The sequence below is a fragment of the Paenibacillus silvae genome (assembly GCF_014639235.1).
GTDB classification, from domain to species: Bacteria; Bacillota; Bacilli; order Paenibacillales; family Paenibacillaceae; genus Paenibacillus; species Paenibacillus silvae.
The window spans coordinates 65,121-83,604 of the sequence record NZ_BMFU01000001.1 but is presented as its reverse complement, the minus strand read 5'-3'; the positions used below and the strand labels follow the sequence as shown (position 1 = coordinate 83,604).

Genomic DNA, 18,484 nt, shown 5'->3' with positions numbered 1-18,484 from the left:
CCAGTGCCTGACCGCCTTATTGGCTTCCAGGGTGCTTGCTTTCTCACATCACAGGAACGGATGGTGGAACAATATCATGGCTCAGTACACGCCAATGATTCAACAATATTTGCAGGTAAAGGCCGAAGCACAGGATGCTTTTCTTTTTTTCAGATTAGGTGATTTCTATGAAATGTTTTTCGATGATGCGATCAATGCGGCTCGAGAACTGGAGATTACCTTAACAGCTCGTAACGGTGGAACAGATGACAAGATTCCTATGTGCGGCGTACCATATCATTCGGCTGAAAATTACATACAGCGTCTGATCGAGAAGGGATATAAGGTTGCAATCTGTGAGCAGATGGAGGACCCGACTGTAACGAAGGGCATGGTACGCAGGGAGATCGTTCGTGTGGTTACACCGGGTACGGTGATGGAAGGCAAAACGCTCGGAGACAAGTCCAATAACTATATGGTATGTCTGACCGGCAATCAGAACACACTTGCGCTGGCGGCTTGCGACCTGTCTACGGGGGAGCTTTACGTCACATCTGTCCCGTATTCCAAGGAATGGCTGAAGGACGAGATTGGCATCTATGAGCCATCCGAGCTTGTGGGGGATGCCGCTCTGCTGGAGCTTGTGGAATCGGAGTCATCTCCGATTGGGCGCCCGGTAGTCTACACCGCCTGGACCAAAAGCAAGGAGGACCTTGTGCGTCAGCAGTTTGGCGAAGCCGTGTGGGCAAGATTGGAGCCTGAACGTCAGGCATGTGTTGCCCGGTTGTTCTCTTATCTGAGTGAAACACAGAAGCGCTCGCTGGGGCAATTGACACAAATATCTACGTATGAGCCTGACCATTATATGATACTGGACCCGTTTACACGCCGTAATCTGGAGCTGGTGGAGACGGTACGCGAACGTTCGAAGAAGGGCTCGCTGCTGTGGCTGCTGGACCGTACGGAGACGTCTATGGGAGCGCGCATGATGCGGCGCTGGGTGGATAAACCTCTTTTGCAGAAAGGAAAAATTAACGAGCGGCTGGAAGCGGTAGATACGCTGTACAACCAGTTTATTTTGCGTGAGGATCTACGGTCCGAGCTCAAAGATATCTATGATCTGGAACGACTGGTGGGCCGTATTGCTTTTGGCAATGCCAATGGACGTGATCTGAATGCGCTCAGATCATCGCTGGACAAAATTCCGAGTCTGCGCCAGCACTGTGCGAACTCGTCTTCTTCAACGCTTCGGTATATTGCTGAAATGATGGACGATTGTGCTGATCTGCGTGATGCGATCGGACAGGCGATTGTGGATGAACCACCAGTGTCGGTCAGAGACGGCGGACTTATTCGCGAAGGGTATCACGCTCGTCTGGATGAGCTGCGGGAGGCTTCGGTGAACGGCAAACAATGGATTGCTGAGCTCGAAGCCAGAGAACGTGAAGCGACGGGCATTCGCTCGCTGAAGATCGGGTACAACAAAGTGTTCGGATATTATATCGAAATTACGAAGTCTAATCTGGCTTCACTGCCTGAAGGACGATATGAACGTAAACAAACACTTGCTAACGCTGAACGTTACATTACACCTGAACTGAAAGAGAAGGAGACCCTGATTCTTGAGGCTCAGGATAAAATGGTGGACATTGAGTACAACCTGTTTGCAGAGCTGCGTGATCGTCTCAATCAGGAGATTGCAAGGCTGCAGAAGCTTGCCGAGCAGGTGGCCGAGATTGACGTCTATCAATCGTTTGCAGTGATTAGTGCAGAGCGTAATTTTGTCAAGCCTGTGCTGACTGATGGCTATAATCTGGTTGTTGAGCAGGGGCGTCATCCGGTCGTTGAGGCAGTGATGCGGGATGGAGCTTTTATAGCCAACCATACGGCGATGACTGAGGAAGAAGCACGTATTCTGCTGATTACCGGACCGAATATGGCGGGAAAAAGCACGTATATGAGACAGGTGGCGCTGATTTCGATTCTGGCACAGATCGGATGTTTTGTACCGGCGGGGCAGGCAGAAGTGCCTATTATGGATCGAATCTTTACGCGGATCGGCGCGGCGGATGATCTGATCGGCGGACAAAGTACGTTTATGGTAGAGATGGCTGATATTCAGGTCATGACGGAAAAAGCAACCCCGCGCAGCTTGATCATCATCGATGAGCTGGGCCGCGGAACCTCGACCAGTGAGGGGATGGCGATTGCCCAGTCGGTAATTGAATATGTGCATGATGTGATCGGTTGTAAAGCGCTTGTATCTACACACTTCCATGAGCTGGCTCATCTGGAGGAAAGTCTGGACAAGCTGGCTAACTATTCGATGGCGGTACAGGAGAGCGGAGATAAGGTGAACTTCCTGCGCAAGCTGATTGCGGGAGCGGCGAGCAGCAGCTACGGTATTTACTGTGCTCGGCTTGCAGGTCTGCCTGACAGCATCATCGAGCGTGCCAACGGACTGCTGCATGGCTTCGAACAAGCGGCTTCACAAGTGGCGGTTGGCAGTGAGTTCGTGAGTGAAAATAAACCGCTGACTGTACAGCAAACATCAACACCGGGCTCCGGGCCAGCTCCATCTGCTGATGGCAAGGGGACGTTGATTCGGGAACGGATTGAAGATGGAGCGGCTTCAGGTGTTGAAATGGAGCTTGCATCGACGGGTCCTGCAGAACAGCAGGAGCTGACAAAAGCGCGGGAGCATGAAGTCTCTTATGCCAATGATGACCGTGAGAAGACGGGAATGAAAACTCCTTTTGGTCAGGGACCACAGCAGGTCGTGCAGTTGTCCATCTTTGATGAAGAGGAGCCGGAAGCTATGCAGTCTCCACAGGCTGTGGTGGTGGAAGATAAACCTGCCCGTGAGCTGATCCGTCATATGAAAGACATTGATGTTATGAATATGACGCCTTTACAGGCGATGCAGGTATTAAACGAGCTTAAAATGAAGGCACAGCAATTATCCTGAGTCACCGGGAGGAGGAGAATCTGTGGCGAAAATCCATGTGCTTGATGAACATATTGCCAACCAGATTGCGGCAGGTGAAGTTGTGGAGCGGCCTGCTTCGGTTGTGAAGGAGCTGCTCGAAAATGCAGTCGATGCGGGGGCCACAAAGATTGAGGTTGCAGTCGAGGAAGGCGGGCTGCTTCGCATCCGGGTAAAGGATAACGGCTCGGGCATTGAGCAGGATGATCTGGAGACGGCCTTTTATCGTCATGCGACCAGCAAAATAACACATGGCCGTGATCTGTTTCAGATCACCAGTCTTGGCTTCCGTGGAGAGGCGCTGCCAAGTATTGCAGCTGTCTCCAAGGTGGAGGTGCTGACTGCCAGCGGAGACGACGGGCGAGGGCGGCGAATCGTGATCGAAGGCGGCAAGCTGTGCAAGCACGAAGATGCTGCATCACCGCAGGGCACGGAGTTTGTGGTGAAGGAGCTATTTTATAATACACCTGCAAGACTCAAGTATATGAAAACAATCCAGACCGAGCTGGGGCACATCTCGGATGTGTTATATCGGATGGCGATGTCCCATCCTCATATTTCATTTACACTTCGACACAATGAAAATACGTTGCTTCAGACGCTGGGCAATGGGGATCTGTTACAAGTTGTCGCGGCGATCTACGGAACGAGCGCAGCGAAAGCAATGCTGCCTGTTCAAGGCGAAAATCTGGATTACAAGATCGGCGGTCTGATCAGCCTGCCGGAATGGACACGCGCGAACCGTGCGGGGATGTCTACCATAGTGAATGGTCGATATATTCGCAACTACGGATTGAATCAGGCTATTCTGAAAGCTTATCATACGCTGCTGCCCATCAATCGTTTTCCACTGGTTGTATTGCAGCTGGAGATGCATCCCTCGCTGGTAGACGTGAACGTACATCCGGCAAAGCTGGAGGTTCGCTTCAGTAAAGAGGCAGAGCTGTACGAATTCGTGGAAACCACATTGCGGGGCATTTTGCGGCAGGAGGTACTCATCCCGCAGGTGCGCAAGCAGCAGATCAGGCGCGGAGATGACAGCGCGTTTATTCAGGAACAGTTTCTATTTCCAAGAGGGCCGGTGAAAGAGCAGGAAACCAGTGAAGGTTATAGTCAAGAAGGGCCCCTTGGGCGAGTGGAACCAAATACAAAAATCGCAGAGGATGATCATTCGGACCTGGATGCACCTGCGGAGCCAGGAGCAGTGCTTGATCAGCGACTCGATCAGAGACAGGAAGGGAATTCACAACCAAAATCGGATCAGACGTTTTCTGACGATGCGGACGTGATATCTCCTCCTTTGCCTGAAGCGCCGCCAGAGATAACGCCTGCATATGGCTTGATGGACCAGCTAAATGGCGCTGAGCTGCATCAAGCGAATCCTTCCAGCAAGACGAATCAGTCTGATGGAAGTTCAAGCAAGGCGTTGATTCAACCAGATGGGGAACTAAAAAGTGATGCAGGCAGAGAAGCCGAAAAAACGCAAGCAGAGGGCTATCGTGCGTCTTCTTACAGCAATCCTGTAAGAGAGAGCCGTATGTCGTATTCTTCGAGTGCTGCACAAAGAGGGGATCGGGGCTGGAAAAATACTTCGATGCCTGATCCCGCCAAGCTGGCGGCTGCCATGCAAACCGACCCATCCATGCCTGCGTTTCCTGAGCTAAGTCTGATTGGACAGCACCACGGAACATATCTGATTGCCCAGAACGATGAAGGTCTGTATTTGATCGACCAGCATGCGGCCCACGAGCGGGTAAATTATGAATACTATTATGAGAAGTTTGGCAATCCGGCTCAAGCTTCCCAGGAGCTGCTGCTGCCGATTACACTTGAATTCACGCCGTCAGAGACGGAAAAGCTGAAAGCGAGACTTTCCTGGTTTGAACAAGCGGGAGTGTATCTGGAGCATTTTGGCGGGCAGACGTTCCGCGTACGTTCTTATCCGTACTGGTTCCCGCAGGGGGACGAGAAGGACATTATTGAAGAGATGTCGGAATGGGTTCTCAGTGAGCGTAGCATTGACGTGGCGAAGATGCGTGAAGCAGCTTCGATTATGTGCTCCTGTAAAGCGTCTATTAAAGCAAATCAGAAGCTGACGGACCAGGAGGCAGAGGTGTTGCTCCAACGCCTGGGGGCATGTCGTCAGCCATATACGTGTCCACATGGACGGCCGATTGTGATTTCATTTTCAACGTATGATCTGGAGAAATTATTTAAACGAGTGATGTAGTTTTATAGGGGGATATTATGTATATAACGACGGGTGACAAGGAGGCGGCCTCGCTGGTGGAGCGTGCACGTGCGCTGGCTGCTTCGACTGGAGGCACTTACGTCCCGCGCAGCAGGACTTCTCTGCCCAAATTGCTTGAGCAATATGGCATTCAGGAGATTCTGGTGGTGCTGAAAGGGAGAGCACGCTTGTTTCGTAAGGATGCATCCGAGCTTGAATTTCACCCGAGTATGGGGTTTGTACGCGCCAAACGTGTATTAAGAGGAGAGCCTGACCCTATGCTGGAAGCTGGTGCTGTCATTGAAGGAGATACGGTTGTGGATTGCACGGCGGGTCTGGGTTCGGATTCCCTGGTATTCGCGGTGGCAACAGGTTTTCAAGGACATGTCATTGCATGTGAAAGCTCTGAAGCGCTATATACCTTGCTGCTGGATGGCATGTCTCATTATGAGAGCAACGAGCCCGATATCGATCAAGCCTTTCGACGGATTGAGCTTCGTAATCAGGATCATCTGGAACTGCTTCGTTCCTTGCCGGATCGGAGCTGTGACACCGTTTATTTTGATCCGATGTTCCGTGAGCCCATGATGGATTCGAGTGCAATCAAACCTTTGCGAAACTATGCGAATGCGCATGCATTAGCAGAAGAAAGTATTGTGGAGGCCAAAAGAGTCGCCCGCAAGCGGGTAGTGATGAAAGAAAAACGCGGCAGCGCAGAGTTTGACCGACTTGGATTCCAGGTGCTGGATCGGGCCAATGCAAAAACGTTGTACGGAGTGATTAATGTTGAAAGCGGAAGTTGAACAAAAACCCAAGCTGCTGGTGCTGGTCGGACCAACGGCAGTAGGTAAAACGAGATTAAGCATCGAGCTGGCACAGGCCTTTAACTGTGAGATCATCTCGGGAGATTCGATGCAAGTCTATCGGGAAATGGATATTGGTACCGCAAAAATTACACCTGAGGAAATGAAGGGCATTCCTCATCATCTCATTGACATTCATGAACCGGAATATCCGTATTCCGTTGCGGAGTTTCAGGAGAGCTGCACACGTCTGATTCCTGAGATTCATGGACGAGGTAAGTTGCCCTTTATCGTTGGCGGCACGGGATTGTATGTGGAATCGGTATGTTATGGTTTTCAGTTTTCGGATAGCGGTTCGGACGAGGCATTCAGGGAGGAACAGTTCAGTTATGCACAGCAACACGGAGCTCAGGCGCTTCATGACCGGTTGAGGGAAGTTGATACGGCGAGTGCAGAACGTCTTCATCCGAATGATCAGCGGCGCATTGTCCGTGCACTTGAAATCTTTCATCTGACGGGTGAAAAATGGTCGGAGCAGCTTGCGGTGCAGAAAAAAGAGTCACCTTACGATCTGCTTATTGTGGGTCTTACGATGGATCGTCAGAAGTTGTACGCCCGTGTTGAGGAACGAATCGATCTGATGATTGAGCAGGGACTTGTGCATGAAGTGAAGGCGCTGCTGGAGCGCGGGGTAGCGAGAGGGCATATTTCGATGCAGGGCTTGGGATATAAAGAGATAGCCGCTTATTTGCAAGATGAAGTGAGCTGGGAGGCTGCGGTGGAGTGGTTGAAACGGGATACACGCCGCTTTGCCAAGCGTCAGCTGTCATGGTTCCGTCATATGAAGGATATTCAGTGGGTAGATGTGACGGATACTGGTAATTTTGAAGGGAATTATAAACAAGTCAGTGAAATGATAACACGTCAATTCACCTGATTTTGATTAGAAGATACCTCGTTCTTTTCCAAGAAAAGGAGGAGGTTTTTTTATAGCTGTTCGCTTGCTATGAATTTAAAAAAATTTATCCATGTGATTCAAACCGGATCATAGAGGATAAGGTTTAAGTGTCATTGCTGCTCTAGACATGATGAATAATATGGATATTATTTGTCGATAAATCAATGTTAAGTGATTTTTATTTGGGGATTGTCCCTCTTTTGCAAATCTGTAAGGCGGTGTATAATGGATAAGTCTTCTAATTTACAACTGCTACGGATGGAGTGGTAGAACGGGGGACAAGGGGTTTTTGTGGATTATATGAAACTGTTCATGATATAATAGCACGAAAGCTACTCAGCGATATTGAATATTACTTACACTATGAATTCAAATGAACCAATGGGGGTACGGCTAATGAACAAGTCCATCAACATCCAAGATACGTTCTTGAACCAACTGCGGAAAGAAAATATTCCGGCTACGGTCTATCTGACCAATGGCTTCCAAATCCGCGGGACGATCAAAGCATTTGACAATTTTACGATCGTCATTGACAGCGACGGACGCCAGCAAATGGTCTACAAGCATGCCATCTCCACGTTCACGCCGCAACGCAGCGTATCGCTGATGCAGCAGGACAACGGCGGCGAAGCTTAAAAAATTTCGAAACCTTTTATCAAACCATTTCGTCTAGATGTATAGGAAGTGAACAGAGCAACCTAATATGGGTTGTTCTTTTCATTCCGGGCAAAATAGGTTTAATATAAGCTTGTGCTGTCACAGAAATAGAAAACATGCAACTGAAAGGGAGTCAGGAGGTAACATGCCAAACGATCCGTTATCGAGGTCTAATAATCGCAACACCAATAACAAGTCAAACCAAAAAGCGAAACCTAAGACCTCAAAAAAGAAAAAAATTACGGGTAAACGCGTTGGATGGACTTTGTTTTTCACCATGGCCATTGCCATATTTTGTGCGCTAGGCGGATATTTGTTTATTTTGATCAGCGGCGAGCGTCTGCTTACAGCCAACATGGACAAAACAACAATTAATGAAACTTCGAAAGTATATGACCGCAACGGTAATATCATGGGCGAGCTCTCCATCAAAAAACTGGAGCCTGTGGAATCTGATGATATTCCGAAATTGGTCAAAGAAGCCTTTGTTGCTACAGAGGATAAACGATTCTATGAGCACCAAGGTGTAGATATCTGGTCCATTGGCCGGGCAGCGGTCAAAGATATCATGGCACGTTCCATGGTAGAGGGCGGCAGTACGCTGACCCAGCAGCTGGCCAAAAATATGTTCCTGTCGCGTGATAAAACGTTCTTCCGGAAAGCAACCGAGGTATCGATTGCGATGGCGCTGGAACGTAAGTTTTCCAAAGATGAGATTTTGACAATGTACCTGAACCGGATTTTCTTTGGCCATCAGCGTTACGGGATCAAGGCTGCATCTGAATTTTATTTTGGAAAAAGCGATTTGAAAGATTTGGACCTGTGGGAGATCGCTACATTGGCTGCAATGCCTAAAGGGCCATCTGCATATAACCCGCTGAGCAATCCAAATGATTCGAAAGCACGCCGCGGTGTAGTGCTGCAATTAATGTATGAGCAAGGTTATATCACCGAGGCAGAGATGGACAAAGCCAAAGCAGTGGATTACAAATATACTCCGCCTGAGAAGGACAGAAAATATCAAGCCTTCATTGACTATGTTCTGCGAGAAGCGGAACGTGTTACAGGCATGACGGAAGATGATCTGAATATCGGCGGATTTAAAATTTATACTACGATGGATGCACAGGCTCAAACCGCAATGGAGAATGCATTCTCTGATGACAGTTTGTTTGAGTCAAGCAAGGACGATCAGCAGGTCCAAGGCTCGATGGTTATTATGAACCATGAAAACGGCAGTCTCGTTGCATTGCTGGGTGGTCGTGATTATCAGACAAAAGGTTACAGCCGGGTCACGCAAAGCCGGAGACAGCCGGGGTCTGCCTTCAAACCAATCGTATCCTATGCTCCGGCATTAGAGACAGGGCAATATAGTGCGAACTCACAGCTTAGTAACCAGAAGCAGTGTTTCGGCAACTACTGTCCGGGCAACCTGCATGGCTACTCCTCTACGATTAGTATGACGGATGCCATTACGAAGTCCGAGAATATTCCGGCCGTTTGGCTGCTGGATAAGATCGGGGTGAACACGGGGGTTAATTTTGCGAAAAGCGTAGGTATTCAACTGACAGATCAGGATAAAAACCTGGCTATCGCTCTTGGGGGTCTGAGCAAAGGAACCAATACGCTGGAGATGGCACAGGCGTACAGTGCGTTTGCCAATCTGGGTGAGTACCAGCAGGCGTATTCCATCAAAGAAATTCAGGATAGCTCTGGTAAAACAACGTATAAACACGATAAATCAGAGACCAAACGTGTGATGAGTGAGCAGAATGCGTACCAGCTTACACAGATGCTGCAAAATGTAGTTAATGACGGTACGGGACGTTCAGCACGACTGGATCGACCGGTGGCAGGTAAAACGGGAACGGTGCAGAGTGGCATCGCTGGTAACAGCTCTAACCGTGATGTGTGGTTTGTTGGTTATACGCCAGAATGGACCGGTGCTGTCTGGATGGGCTATGACAATCCTGATGCCAAGCATATGCTCAAGAACAGCAGTAAGCTGTCTGCAGCATTTTTTGCCAAGGTCATGGGTGATGCGTTGAAAGGTGTTCCTGTGAAGGAATTCAAAACACCTGAGGGAGGTCAAACGTCTCCACCACCTGTAGAGGAACCACAACAGCCCGAACTATCGGTAAGTGGACTGAGCGCATCGTACAATCCTTCAACTCAGACGGTTTCGTTGAACTGGACTGGAACAGGTGATGCGAATACACAGTATCGTATCTACCGGAAGGAGACGTCAGAAGCTCAGTTTACCCATCTGATCGACTCTGTTGGATCAACGAGTGCGCAGGATTTGAGTGCATTACCAGGTCTGACCTATGAGTACTATGTAACGGCTTATGATCTGGCATCCGGTCAGGAAACAAGTCCGTCCAATACCGTTTCGCTTATGATCGAAGCTCAGGAGATTGATCCTCAGCAGCCTGATCCGGGAACTGAACCTGGAACGGGTACCGAGCCAGAGGGGCCGGGAACGGATAATCCGGACAACGGGGGAACGGATAACGGAAATCCGAACGGCAACAATGGCAATGGTAGTGACAACGGAAATAACGGTAATGGTAATAATGGAAACGGAAATGAAAACAATGGAAACAACAATGGCGGTAACGGCTCTGGCAACGGTCAGCCGGGCGGGGGCACACCTCCGGGGCAGGGAACAACAGACCCTGGAAGTGAAGGCCCGAGTGACGGAGCCATAACAACCCCGGGTGAAGTGGTCACGCCTGATAGTGGAACCAATGGGGATAACGGAGGGACCGAAGCTCCTTCTACGCCTCAAACAGATTCAGGAGGTTAAGTAGCCGCTGCTTCACAATTCAATATCCTGATTTTTATGAGACTGCTTCCCGGTTCGCCGGTGAAGCAGTTTTTTTACTGCCGGAAAGACAGGCTGATAGACGATATCAAAAAAGTCACGCCACATGATAAACTGTACAGAAGACTTCGTTTTGAGTGTATACGTTAAATATGGTAAGCTGTAACTATTCGAATACGTTGTGTTGAGCAGGCTGGTCGTCCTGACTTCAAAGCAGACGTATCATTGTTCACCAATCTAAAAGCAGATCGTGGATCTGCAGTCGGCAAAGAGGGGTTCGTATGAAACGGAAATTCGGGGATCGCGCAAACTGGCGCCGGATTACGAACCGACAATTTACATGCCGGTTCGTTCAGTCCAAAATTTTTACAGGTTACATTACGCTGTATACCATACAGGATTTGAAAGAACCCTTGTGGAAGACGTATGGAGGCACGACCTTCTGTATTGCGGATAAGGGATATTCCTGGCTGCAATATTATCCAAAGGGAGAACATTTTGTTGTGACGGCGATGTTTGATGATCAGCAGCGGATTATAGAGTGGTATATTGATACTTGCCGCAGCCAGGGAATCACAGATCAGGGTGTTCCGTGGTTTGACGATCTATACCTGGATGTTGTTGTGCTGAAGGACGGAGAGATTTTTTTGCTGGATGAGGATGAACTCGAGGATGCCTTGTCTCGTAAACATATCACAACGGGGGATTACGATCTCGCGAACAAAACGGCCAAGGAGCTGCTGCACGCTATTGATGCGCATGTTTTTCCATACTTTCAGTTATCACTGAAGCATAGACAGACGTTATTCGAGAACGGTGAGTTTCGCAAAAACATTCAGGTCTAGGGTGTGATGCTTCTCACCACAATTTTTGTTGTACATCCTTCTAATATCTGGGCAACTGATAGAATACATTAATAATCAGGAGAGATCAGCCCGATAAAATAGAGGTGATGGCGAATGAACGGACGGGTCATGGCTGCAGGAGGGCAACCGGGAGGCAGACCATCCAGACAAATTAATGTGGTGTTACGTAACCAGGAGCCTCAAATTCTTGCCAAAGATGAAGCAATTTCAGTACAGGCGGCCAAGAGTGTAACAAAACACACTCACTTTCAGGAGATTCAAGGTGAACTGGAGCAGCTGGTTGGACTCGAAAATATCAAGGAACTGGTGTTTGAAATCTATGCTTTCCTTCAGATTGCACAGATGCGCTCAGAGGCAGGTTTGCTTAGCGGTGCACATGTGTATCATATGGTTTTCAAAGGAAATCCCGGCACGGGGAAAACAACGGTTGCCAGAATTGTCGCCAAAATGTTTCAGAAGATGGGTGTGCTCAGTAAAGGGCATCTGATTGAAGTGGAACGCGCCGATCTGGTCGGTGAGTACATTGGCCATACGGCGCAGAAGACCAGAGATTTGGTCAAAAAGGCCCTTGGCGGTATTTTATTCATCGACGAGGCATACAGTCTTGCCCGGGGCGGGGAGAAGGATTTTGGCAAGGAAGCAATCGATACGTTGGTCAAGTCCATGGAGGATCACAAAAACCAGTTTATTCTGATCCTGGCCGGGTACTCGGAGGAGATTGATTTTTTTCTGCAGACGAATCCGGGGTTGCCTTCCCGTTTTCCAATTCAGGTTGAATTTCCAGACTACACGATTGATCAATTGATTCAAATCTCTGAAATGATGGCAAAAGAACGTGACTATATTTTGATGCCACAGACCATACTCAAGTTAAAGCAGCATCTTCTTCAGGAAAAAAATGATTCGCTGCATGCGTTTAGCAACGCCAGATATGTGAGGAATGCGATTGAGAGGTCGATCAGACATCAAGCTGTTCGTTTGCTTGAGCAATACTCGGATGGAAGTCCGGGCAAGCTGGAGTTAATGACCATTCGTACAGAGGATTTGAAGTTTGAACGAAAGTAAGCGATAATAGCCTTTTAACAGAGCCGGCCGGGCTAACCGGTTCGGCTTTAGCATTGCCAAGGGATCATTCGGATTCAGTGGCATCAGAGACGGAACAGAAGGAGTGAAGCTATAGATGACAACAAGTACACATAATACGGATACGACCAAAAAAGATCGTGCAATCCTGGTCAGTCTGGTTACGGATGAGGTCAAGCGTTCAGGTATTAATCACGAATACTCCCTGCAGGAGCTTGTAAAGCTTGCCGAAACGGCAGGTGTTGAAGTGCTAAGCGTTTTAACACAAAACCGGGAAACACGCGATACGAAGTGGTTTATCGGTAAGGGGAAGGTTGAAGAGCTTCGTCTCGTTGCTGATGAGCTTGGTGCGACTACAGCTATTTTTGATCAGGAGTTGTCGGGAGCTCAGGTTCGCAACCTGGAAGAGACGCTGGATTTGAAAATTATCGACCGTACCCAGCTGATTCTGGATATTTTCGCTCAACGTGCCAGCACGCGAGAAGGTATCATTCAGGTAGAGCTGGCTCAGCACAGCTATCTGCTGCCGAGGTTGTCCGGGCACGGTAAAAATCTGTCTCGGCTGGGCGGCGGAATCGGAACAAGAGGGCCAGGAGAAAGCAAACTGGAGACCGATCGCCGTCATATTCGGGGACGCATTGACGACTTGAAGCGGCATTTGGAAGAGGTTACACGTCATCGTAAACTGCATCGGGAGCGTCGTAAAAAAACGGGCATTATTCAAGTGGCGCTGGTGGGTTACACGAATGCAGGTAAATCTACACTGCTCAAGCAGCTAACGGATGCAGATGTATATATTCAAGATCAGCTCTTTGCTACACTCGATCCAACGTCACGTACGATGGAACTGCCAAGTGGCAAGGAAATTGTGCTGACCGATACGGTTGGTTTTATTCAAAACCTGCCTCATGATCTGGTTGCGGCTTTTCGTGCTACCTTGGAAGAGGTAAATGAAGCGGATCTCATCCTGCATGTTGTAGATGCTTCATCCGAGATGCGTGAGGATCAGATCAACACAGTTAACGCGATACTTCAGCAGCTTGGTGCCGGGGACAAGCCTCAGCTGGTCCTGTACAATAAAAAGGATGCCTGCACGCCGGAGCAGCTTGAGATGCTGCCGCTGGATAAAAATCATATCAAAGTAAGTGCGCTGGATCCATCAGACCTGATCAGAATTCGTGAATTGATTCAGGCTGAGCTTACGGGAGATACGAAACGCTTCCGTATTCCGGCTGAGCGCGGTGATCTTACCTCTGTGTTATACAAGATCGGGGATGTCGTTGACACTGAATATGATGAGAATGATGTCATTTATCAGGTAGAGCTGCAAAAAGGTGAATATGAGAAATACGGTTATTTACTTGAAGATTTCATTGAACTGTAACATTCATGACATAATAATGTGATAAGTTGACACGAGAATGGTTTGGTAACGTCAGTTTCGTGCGATAAAAGGGGAATGAAAGCAAGATGGCAAGGTTTGATTCAAATATTGTAGAGCTTCAGCATCAGGTGGAACGTCAGATTGAAGGTCAGCTCCAGCAGGTTGACCGTATAGTCGATCATAATCAATGGAAGGTCATTGACGCTTTTCAACGCAGAAAAGTAAGTGATTTTCATTTTGCTGGTTCTACGGGTTATGCGTATAATGACCGGGGGCGTGAGGTGCTGGATGAGGTATATGCCGATGTGTTTGGTGCAGAGGCCGCACTGGTCCGCCCTCATTTTGCCTCTGGAACACATACGATTAGTACAGCATTATTCGGCGTGCTGCGTCCTGGATACGAGTTATTGTACATCACAGGTAAGCCTTATGACACGTTACATAAAGTAATAGGCAAGCCCGGAGATGGTACAGGTTCTCTTCGTGATTTTGGCATCGGATATGCTGAAACGGCACTCACATCTTCAGGTTCCGTGGATTGGGAGGCTGTGGAGAAGCAGATTACATCTGCAACAAAGGTCATCGGCATTCAGCGTTCCCGTGGCTATGACTGGCGCTCTTCCTTCACCGTTGCTGAAATTGCAGACATGGTGACACGTGTCAAAGCGTTGAAATCGGACGTGATCGTGTTTGTGGATAATTGTTATGGCGAATTCACAGAGGAACGTGAGCCGACAGAAGTCGGGGTGGACCTGATGGCTGGTTCATTGATCAAAAATCCGGGCGGCGGGCTTGCAGAAACCGGGGGATACATATGCGGCAAGGAGAAGTATGTACAGCTGGCGGCTTATCGATTGACTGCACCTGGCATCGGAGGTGAGGTAGGTGCCATGCTTGGAACAACGCGAGGCATCTATCAAGGACTTTACATGGCTCCGACAGTAGTTGGTCAGGCGATTAAAGGAAGTATTTTCGCTGCGGCCATGTTTGCTGCTACTGGATTTGTGACCAAGCCTGCATGGGACGAGCCGCGAACGGATCTCATTCAGGCGGTACAATTCAGCTCTGCAGAGCATTTGATCGCTTTTGTGCAAGGCATTCAGCAGGCAGCTGCCGTGGACAGTCATGTAGTACCAGAGCCTTGGGATATGCCAGGATATGAGCATCCTGTTATTATGGCGGCCGGGACATTTATTCAGGGAGGAAGCCTGGAGTTATCTGCTGACGCGCCGATCCGAGAGCCTTTTATCGGTTATATGCAAGGGGGATTAACTTACTCTCATGTTAAATATGGCGTTTTGATGGCATTACAGGCGATGAAAGATCGTAAATTATTGTGAGTTTATCTAACATGTCATTGACACTTTGTAACAACTAAATGTACAATAGTGTCAAGAATAGACGACTGGAAGGTTGATGAACATGGGTGACGAAATTCGCAGAAATATGGCCTTATTCCCGATAGGCATTGTAATGAAGCTTACCGATCTGTCCGCGAGACAGATTCGTTATTATGAGCAGCACAGTCTGATCGTTCCTGCGAGAACATCAGGAAATCAGCGCTTGTTTTCCTTTAACGACGTGGAGAGATTGCTGGAGATCAAAGCGTTGATTGAAAAAGGGGTTAACATAGCAGGCATCAAGCAGGTGATGAATCCTGTTTCCAAAGAATCGGAGGAAGCGACGGTGATTACACCGGATACGGAAGTGAAGCGCAGAGAACTGTCAGACACTCAGCTGCACCGTTTGCTCAAGCAGCAGCTCGTTTCAGGCAAAAGACCTGGTCAAGTTTCTCTCATTCAAGGTGAACTTTCTCGTTTTTTTAATAAATAGATTCACCTAACGAGGCGGGTATAGTAAATTACAAATTTCTGATGTTAGACTCCTTGACCCGTGGAACATTCTAATGTACAAATATAACATGCAAGCCAAATACGCAGATAAGAAAGGGAGAGGAATCATGAGTTATACAAAAGAAGACATTCTCCGCATTGCACAAGAAGAAAATGTACGATTCATTCGATTGCAATTTACCGATTTGCTTGGATCGATCAAAAACGTTGAGATTCCAGTAAGCCAATTGACGAAAGCGCTCGATAACAAAATGATGTTTGACGGCTCTTCCATTGAAGGTTATGTTCGTATCGAAGAATCCGACATGTACCTCTATCCAGATCTGGACTCTTGGCTTATTTTCCCATGGGTATCCGATAATCGCGTTGCTCGTTTGATCTGTGACGTATATCTTCCAGATGGCAACCCATTCCCAGGTGATCCCCGCGGCATCTTGAAACGAAACCTGAGGGAAGCGGAAGAAATGGGATTCACATCCTTTAACGTTGGTCCTGAACCAGAATTTTTCCTGTTCAAGACGGATGAAAAAGGAAACCCAACGAACGAATTGAATGACCAAGGTGGATATTTCGACCTTGCGCCAACAGATCTTGGCGAAAACTGTCGTCGCGACATCGTAATTACGCTTGAAGAGATGGGCTTTGAGATCGAAGCTTCTCACCATGAAGTAGCTCCAGGTCAACACGAGATCGACTTCAAATATGCGGATGCATTGAAAGCGGCAGACCAGATCCAAACGTTCAAGCTTGTTGTTAAAACGATTGCACGTCAACATGGATTACATGCTACATTTATGCCAAAACCATTGTTTGGTATGAACGGTTCCGGTATGCACTGTAACCAATCCTTGTTCCGTGGCAATGAGAACGCATTTGTTGACGAGTCGGACGAGCTGGGCTTGAGCAAAACTGCACGTCACTTCATGGCCGGAACTCTGAAGCATGCACGTGCATTTGCAGCAATCACTAACCCAACTGTGAACTCATACAAACGTCTAGTACCAGGTTACGAAGCACCATGTTACGTAGCATGGTCTGCAAGTAACCGCAGCCCAATGATCCGTATTCCAGCTTCACGTGGTCTGAGCACACGTGTTGAGGTTCGTAACCCGGATCCGGCTGCTAACCCATACCTGGCTTTGGCTGTTTTATTGAAAGCAGGTCTGGACGGAATCAAACGTGAGCTTTCCTTACCAGCTCCGATTGACCGTAACATCTACATCATGTCAGAAGAAGAGCGCGTGGAAGAAGGCATTCCAAGCTTGCCAGCTGACCTGAAGGAAGCACTCAACGAACTGATCCGCAGCGAAGTCATCTGTGATGCTCTCGGCGACCACGCCCTGGCTCACTTCTACGAGCTGAAAGAAATTGAGTGGGACATGTACCGCACACAAGTCCACCAATGGGAACGCGATCAATATATTACGTTGTATTAATCGAAAAAACCTTGTAACTACGGGGTTTTGAAGGAATGAGCCGGGGGACGTTTTGAGGGAATTGCACTTCTATTGAGGTTGCGTCCCCCAAACGTCCCCCGGTTTTTGATTTTCTGATCCAAAAATACGGGAAGTGTACTCTTCATATTTATCAATGTTACGCTTCTCTAGCTTTTTAGAAATATGAGCATACACATCGGAAGTAATTTGCACACTGCCATGCCCAAGTTGCTCTTGTACAAATTTTATGTCAGCCCCAGCTTCAAGCATGATCACGGCATAGGTGTGTCTCAAGGAATGAATTGTTAATTCCTCACTCAAACCCGCTTTTCTCAAAATTCTCTTTGAAGCATTAAAGAGACTGGATTTAGGCATCGGACTACCATCATTCCTACACAAGACCAGATTTAGATCGTGTCTGTACATGGACTCCCCTAAATTGATCTTATTTTGATTCTGCCATGAAGCATGATATCTTAAATCATTTATGAGGCCGTTACTTACACTAATTGTGCGGGTAGAATTTCCGGTTTTTGTATCTCCGAAAAGTTCGTCCCCATCTTCAGCTTGAAAATCGAGTGTTTCATCCACGCGGATTGTCTTTTCTTTGAAATTGATATCCGACCACTTTAGAGCGGCAGCCTCACCTTTACGTAACCCCGTTTCAATAAGCACTTTAAAGAAAATCCAATAAATGTACCCATCTCCTCGAGCAGTATGCAGAAATTTGGGAATGTCCTCTGAATCAATGAATTGGACCGTCTTTTTTTTGTGCTCTCCTTTTATAATAGATCCCTTACATGGATTTCGTAATATTTTCCCTTGAATCAAGGCATGCTCTATGGCTGAGTATACTGTTGAGTTAATGATCTCGACCGTTCGTTTACTGAGTCCTTTTTTAAATAGTGAGTCCAAAAAGACTTGATACATATCTGGTTTTAAATCCTGGAGCATCAGACGCTTAAAATAAGGTTTGATATGGGTGTTAAGGTTATTTTCATGTAGTTTGATCGTATTCTTTCGTACAACTCCTTTTTTGTAGTTATTTATCCAATTTCGAATGTAATCGACCAAAGGAATGTCCATCTGTTCGAACCCTTGTTTGAGCTGCCTTAAAAATTCAGCAGCAGCCAGTTCAGCCTCTGGTTTAGTTCGAAAACCAGCCTCAGATTTTTCCTTTTGTTGTTGAGTGAACGGATCGGTGTACTTTAACCGATACCTCCAGCCACTTTTTAATTTTTTGAAACTTGCCAATTTGATTCCTCCTAATAGAACATTAGTTCTTTTTTTGTGTATGTAAAACCGCCACACGGCGATGTAAGCGCAAGTCGATCAATTTTGAGCAGAGCAGTGTTGTTGAAAGGTATAAAAAGTAAGAGCATCGAAATAGAATCAGAAAAAGGTATTTTTAATATGCAT

Annotated in this window: 13 protein-coding genes; 12 read left to right on the top strand and 1 reads right to left on the bottom strand. The window is 47.6% G+C overall.

Annotation, left to right across the window (positions count from 1 at the left end):
• The first annotated feature begins 76 nt into the window (after positions 1-76).
• From mutS to glnA, 12 genes are all read left to right on the top strand, one after another.
• The gene (gene mutS / locus IEW26_RS00410; protein WP_188590946.1) at positions 77-2,947 is read left to right on the top strand and encodes a DNA mismatch repair protein MutS; all 2,871 of its coding nucleotides are present in this window, start codon (positions 77-79) and stop codon (positions 2,945-2,947) included.
• A gap of 22 nt (positions 2,948-2,969) precedes the next feature.
• The gene (gene mutL, locus IEW26_RS00405) at positions 2,970-5,195 is read left to right on the top strand and encodes a DNA mismatch repair endonuclease MutL (RefSeq protein WP_188590945.1); all 2,226 of its coding nucleotides are present in this window, start codon (positions 2,970-2,972) and stop codon (positions 5,193-5,195) included.
• Between the two features lie 17 nt (positions 5,196-5,212).
• Complete coding sequence (locus tag IEW26_RS00400) at positions 5,213-5,998, top strand: class I SAM-dependent methyltransferase (protein WP_188590944.1); 786 nt, start codon at positions 5,213-5,215, stop codon at positions 5,996-5,998.
• The gene (gene miaA / locus IEW26_RS00395; protein ID WP_188590943.1) at positions 5,979-6,935 is read left to right on the top strand and encodes a tRNA (adenosine(37)-N6)-dimethylallyltransferase MiaA; all 957 of its coding nucleotides are present in this window, start codon (positions 5,979-5,981) and stop codon (positions 6,933-6,935) included. The genes IEW26_RS00400 and miaA overlap by 20 nt, the downstream gene beginning before the upstream one ends.
• A gap of 417 nt (positions 6,936-7,352) precedes the next feature.
• A complete protein-coding gene (gene hfq / locus IEW26_RS00390) occupies positions 7,353-7,595 on the top strand; it encodes an RNA chaperone Hfq (protein WP_090916826.1) in 243 nt (80 codons plus the stop codon).
• 166 nt (positions 7,596-7,761) lie between these two features.
• On the top strand, positions 7,762-10,425 hold the full coding sequence (locus tag IEW26_RS00385; RefSeq protein ID WP_188590942.1) for a penicillin-binding protein 1A: 2,664 nt from the start codon (positions 7,762-7,764) through the stop codon (positions 10,423-10,425).
• Between the two features lie 299 nt (positions 10,426-10,724).
• A complete protein-coding gene (locus IEW26_RS00380) occupies positions 10,725-11,288 on the top strand; it encodes a ribonuclease FAU-1 family protein (protein ID WP_111273673.1) in 564 nt (187 codons plus the stop codon).
• Positions 11,289-11,402: 114 nt separating this feature from the next.
• Positions 11,403-12,374, top strand: a complete 972-nt coding sequence (locus IEW26_RS00375) for an AAA family ATPase (protein ID WP_188590941.1) — start codon at positions 11,403-11,405, stop codon at positions 12,372-12,374.
• A 115-nt stretch (positions 12,375-12,489) separates the two neighbouring features.
• Positions 12,490-13,776 carry a GTPase HflX gene (gene hflX / locus IEW26_RS00370; protein ID WP_188590940.1) on the top strand — a complete coding sequence of 429 codons (1,287 nt, stop codon included), beginning with the start codon at positions 12,490-12,492 and terminating at the stop codon, positions 13,774-13,776.
• Positions 13,777-13,862: 86 nt separating this feature from the next.
• Positions 13,863-15,116: a methionine gamma-lyase family protein gene (locus IEW26_RS00365; protein ID WP_188590939.1), complete on the top strand. Its 1,254-nt coding sequence runs from the start codon at positions 13,863-13,865 to the stop codon at positions 15,114-15,116.
• Between the two features lie 82 nt (positions 15,117-15,198).
• Positions 15,199-15,609, top strand: a complete 411-nt coding sequence (locus IEW26_RS00360; protein ID WP_111273725.1) for a MerR family transcriptional regulator — start codon at positions 15,199-15,201, stop codon at positions 15,607-15,609.
• A gap of 127 nt (positions 15,610-15,736) precedes the next feature.
• Positions 15,737-17,065, top strand: a complete 1,329-nt coding sequence (glnA, locus tag IEW26_RS00355) for a type I glutamate--ammonia ligase (protein ID WP_111273758.1) — start codon at positions 15,737-15,739, stop codon at positions 17,063-17,065.
• Positions 17,066-17,134: 69 nt separating this feature from the next.
• On the opposite strand, the gene IEW26_RS00350 is transcribed toward glnA, so the two are convergent.
• Complete coding sequence (locus IEW26_RS00350) at positions 17,135-18,319, bottom strand: site-specific integrase (protein ID WP_188590938.1); 1,185 nt, start codon at positions 18,317-18,319, stop codon at positions 17,135-17,137.
• Positions 18,320-18,484: the final 165 nt, after the last annotated feature.

Excerpts from the sequence above, each read along its gene's own strand:
- IEW26_RS00400 (WP_188590944.1), top strand. The coding sequence starts at position 5,213 with ATGTATATAACGACGGGTGACAAGGAGGCGGCCTCGCTGGTGGAGCGT.
- miaA (WP_188590943.1), top strand. The coding sequence starts at position 5,979 with ATGTTGAAAGCGGAAGTTGAACAAAAACCCAAGCTGCTGGTGCTGGTC.
- IEW26_RS00360 (WP_111273725.1), top strand. The coding sequence starts at position 15,199 with ATGGGTGACGAAATTCGCAGAAATATGGCCTTATTCCCGATAGGCATT.
- glnA (WP_111273758.1), top strand. The coding sequence starts at position 15,737 with ATGAGTTATACAAAAGAAGACATTCTCCGCATTGCACAAGAAGAAAAT.
- hflX (WP_188590940.1), top strand. The coding sequence starts at position 12,490 with ATGACAACAAGTACACATAATACGGATACGACCAAAAAAGATCGTGCA.
- IEW26_RS00365 (WP_188590939.1), top strand. The coding sequence starts at position 13,863 with ATGGCAAGGTTTGATTCAAATATTGTAGAGCTTCAGCATCAGGTGGAA.
- IEW26_RS00385 (WP_188590942.1), top strand. The coding sequence starts at position 7,762 with ATGCCAAACGATCCGTTATCGAGGTCTAATAATCGCAACACCAATAAC.
- hfq (WP_090916826.1), top strand. The coding sequence starts at position 7,353 with ATGAACAAGTCCATCAACATCCAAGATACGTTCTTGAACCAACTGCGG.
- IEW26_RS00375 (WP_188590941.1), top strand. The coding sequence starts at position 11,403 with ATGAACGGACGGGTCATGGCTGCAGGAGGGCAACCGGGAGGCAGACCA.
- mutS (WP_188590946.1), top strand. The coding sequence starts at position 77 with ATGGCTCAGTACACGCCAATGATTCAACAATATTTGCAGGTAAAGGCC.
- IEW26_RS00380 (WP_111273673.1), top strand. The coding sequence starts at position 10,725 with ATGAAACGGAAATTCGGGGATCGCGCAAACTGGCGCCGGATTACGAAC.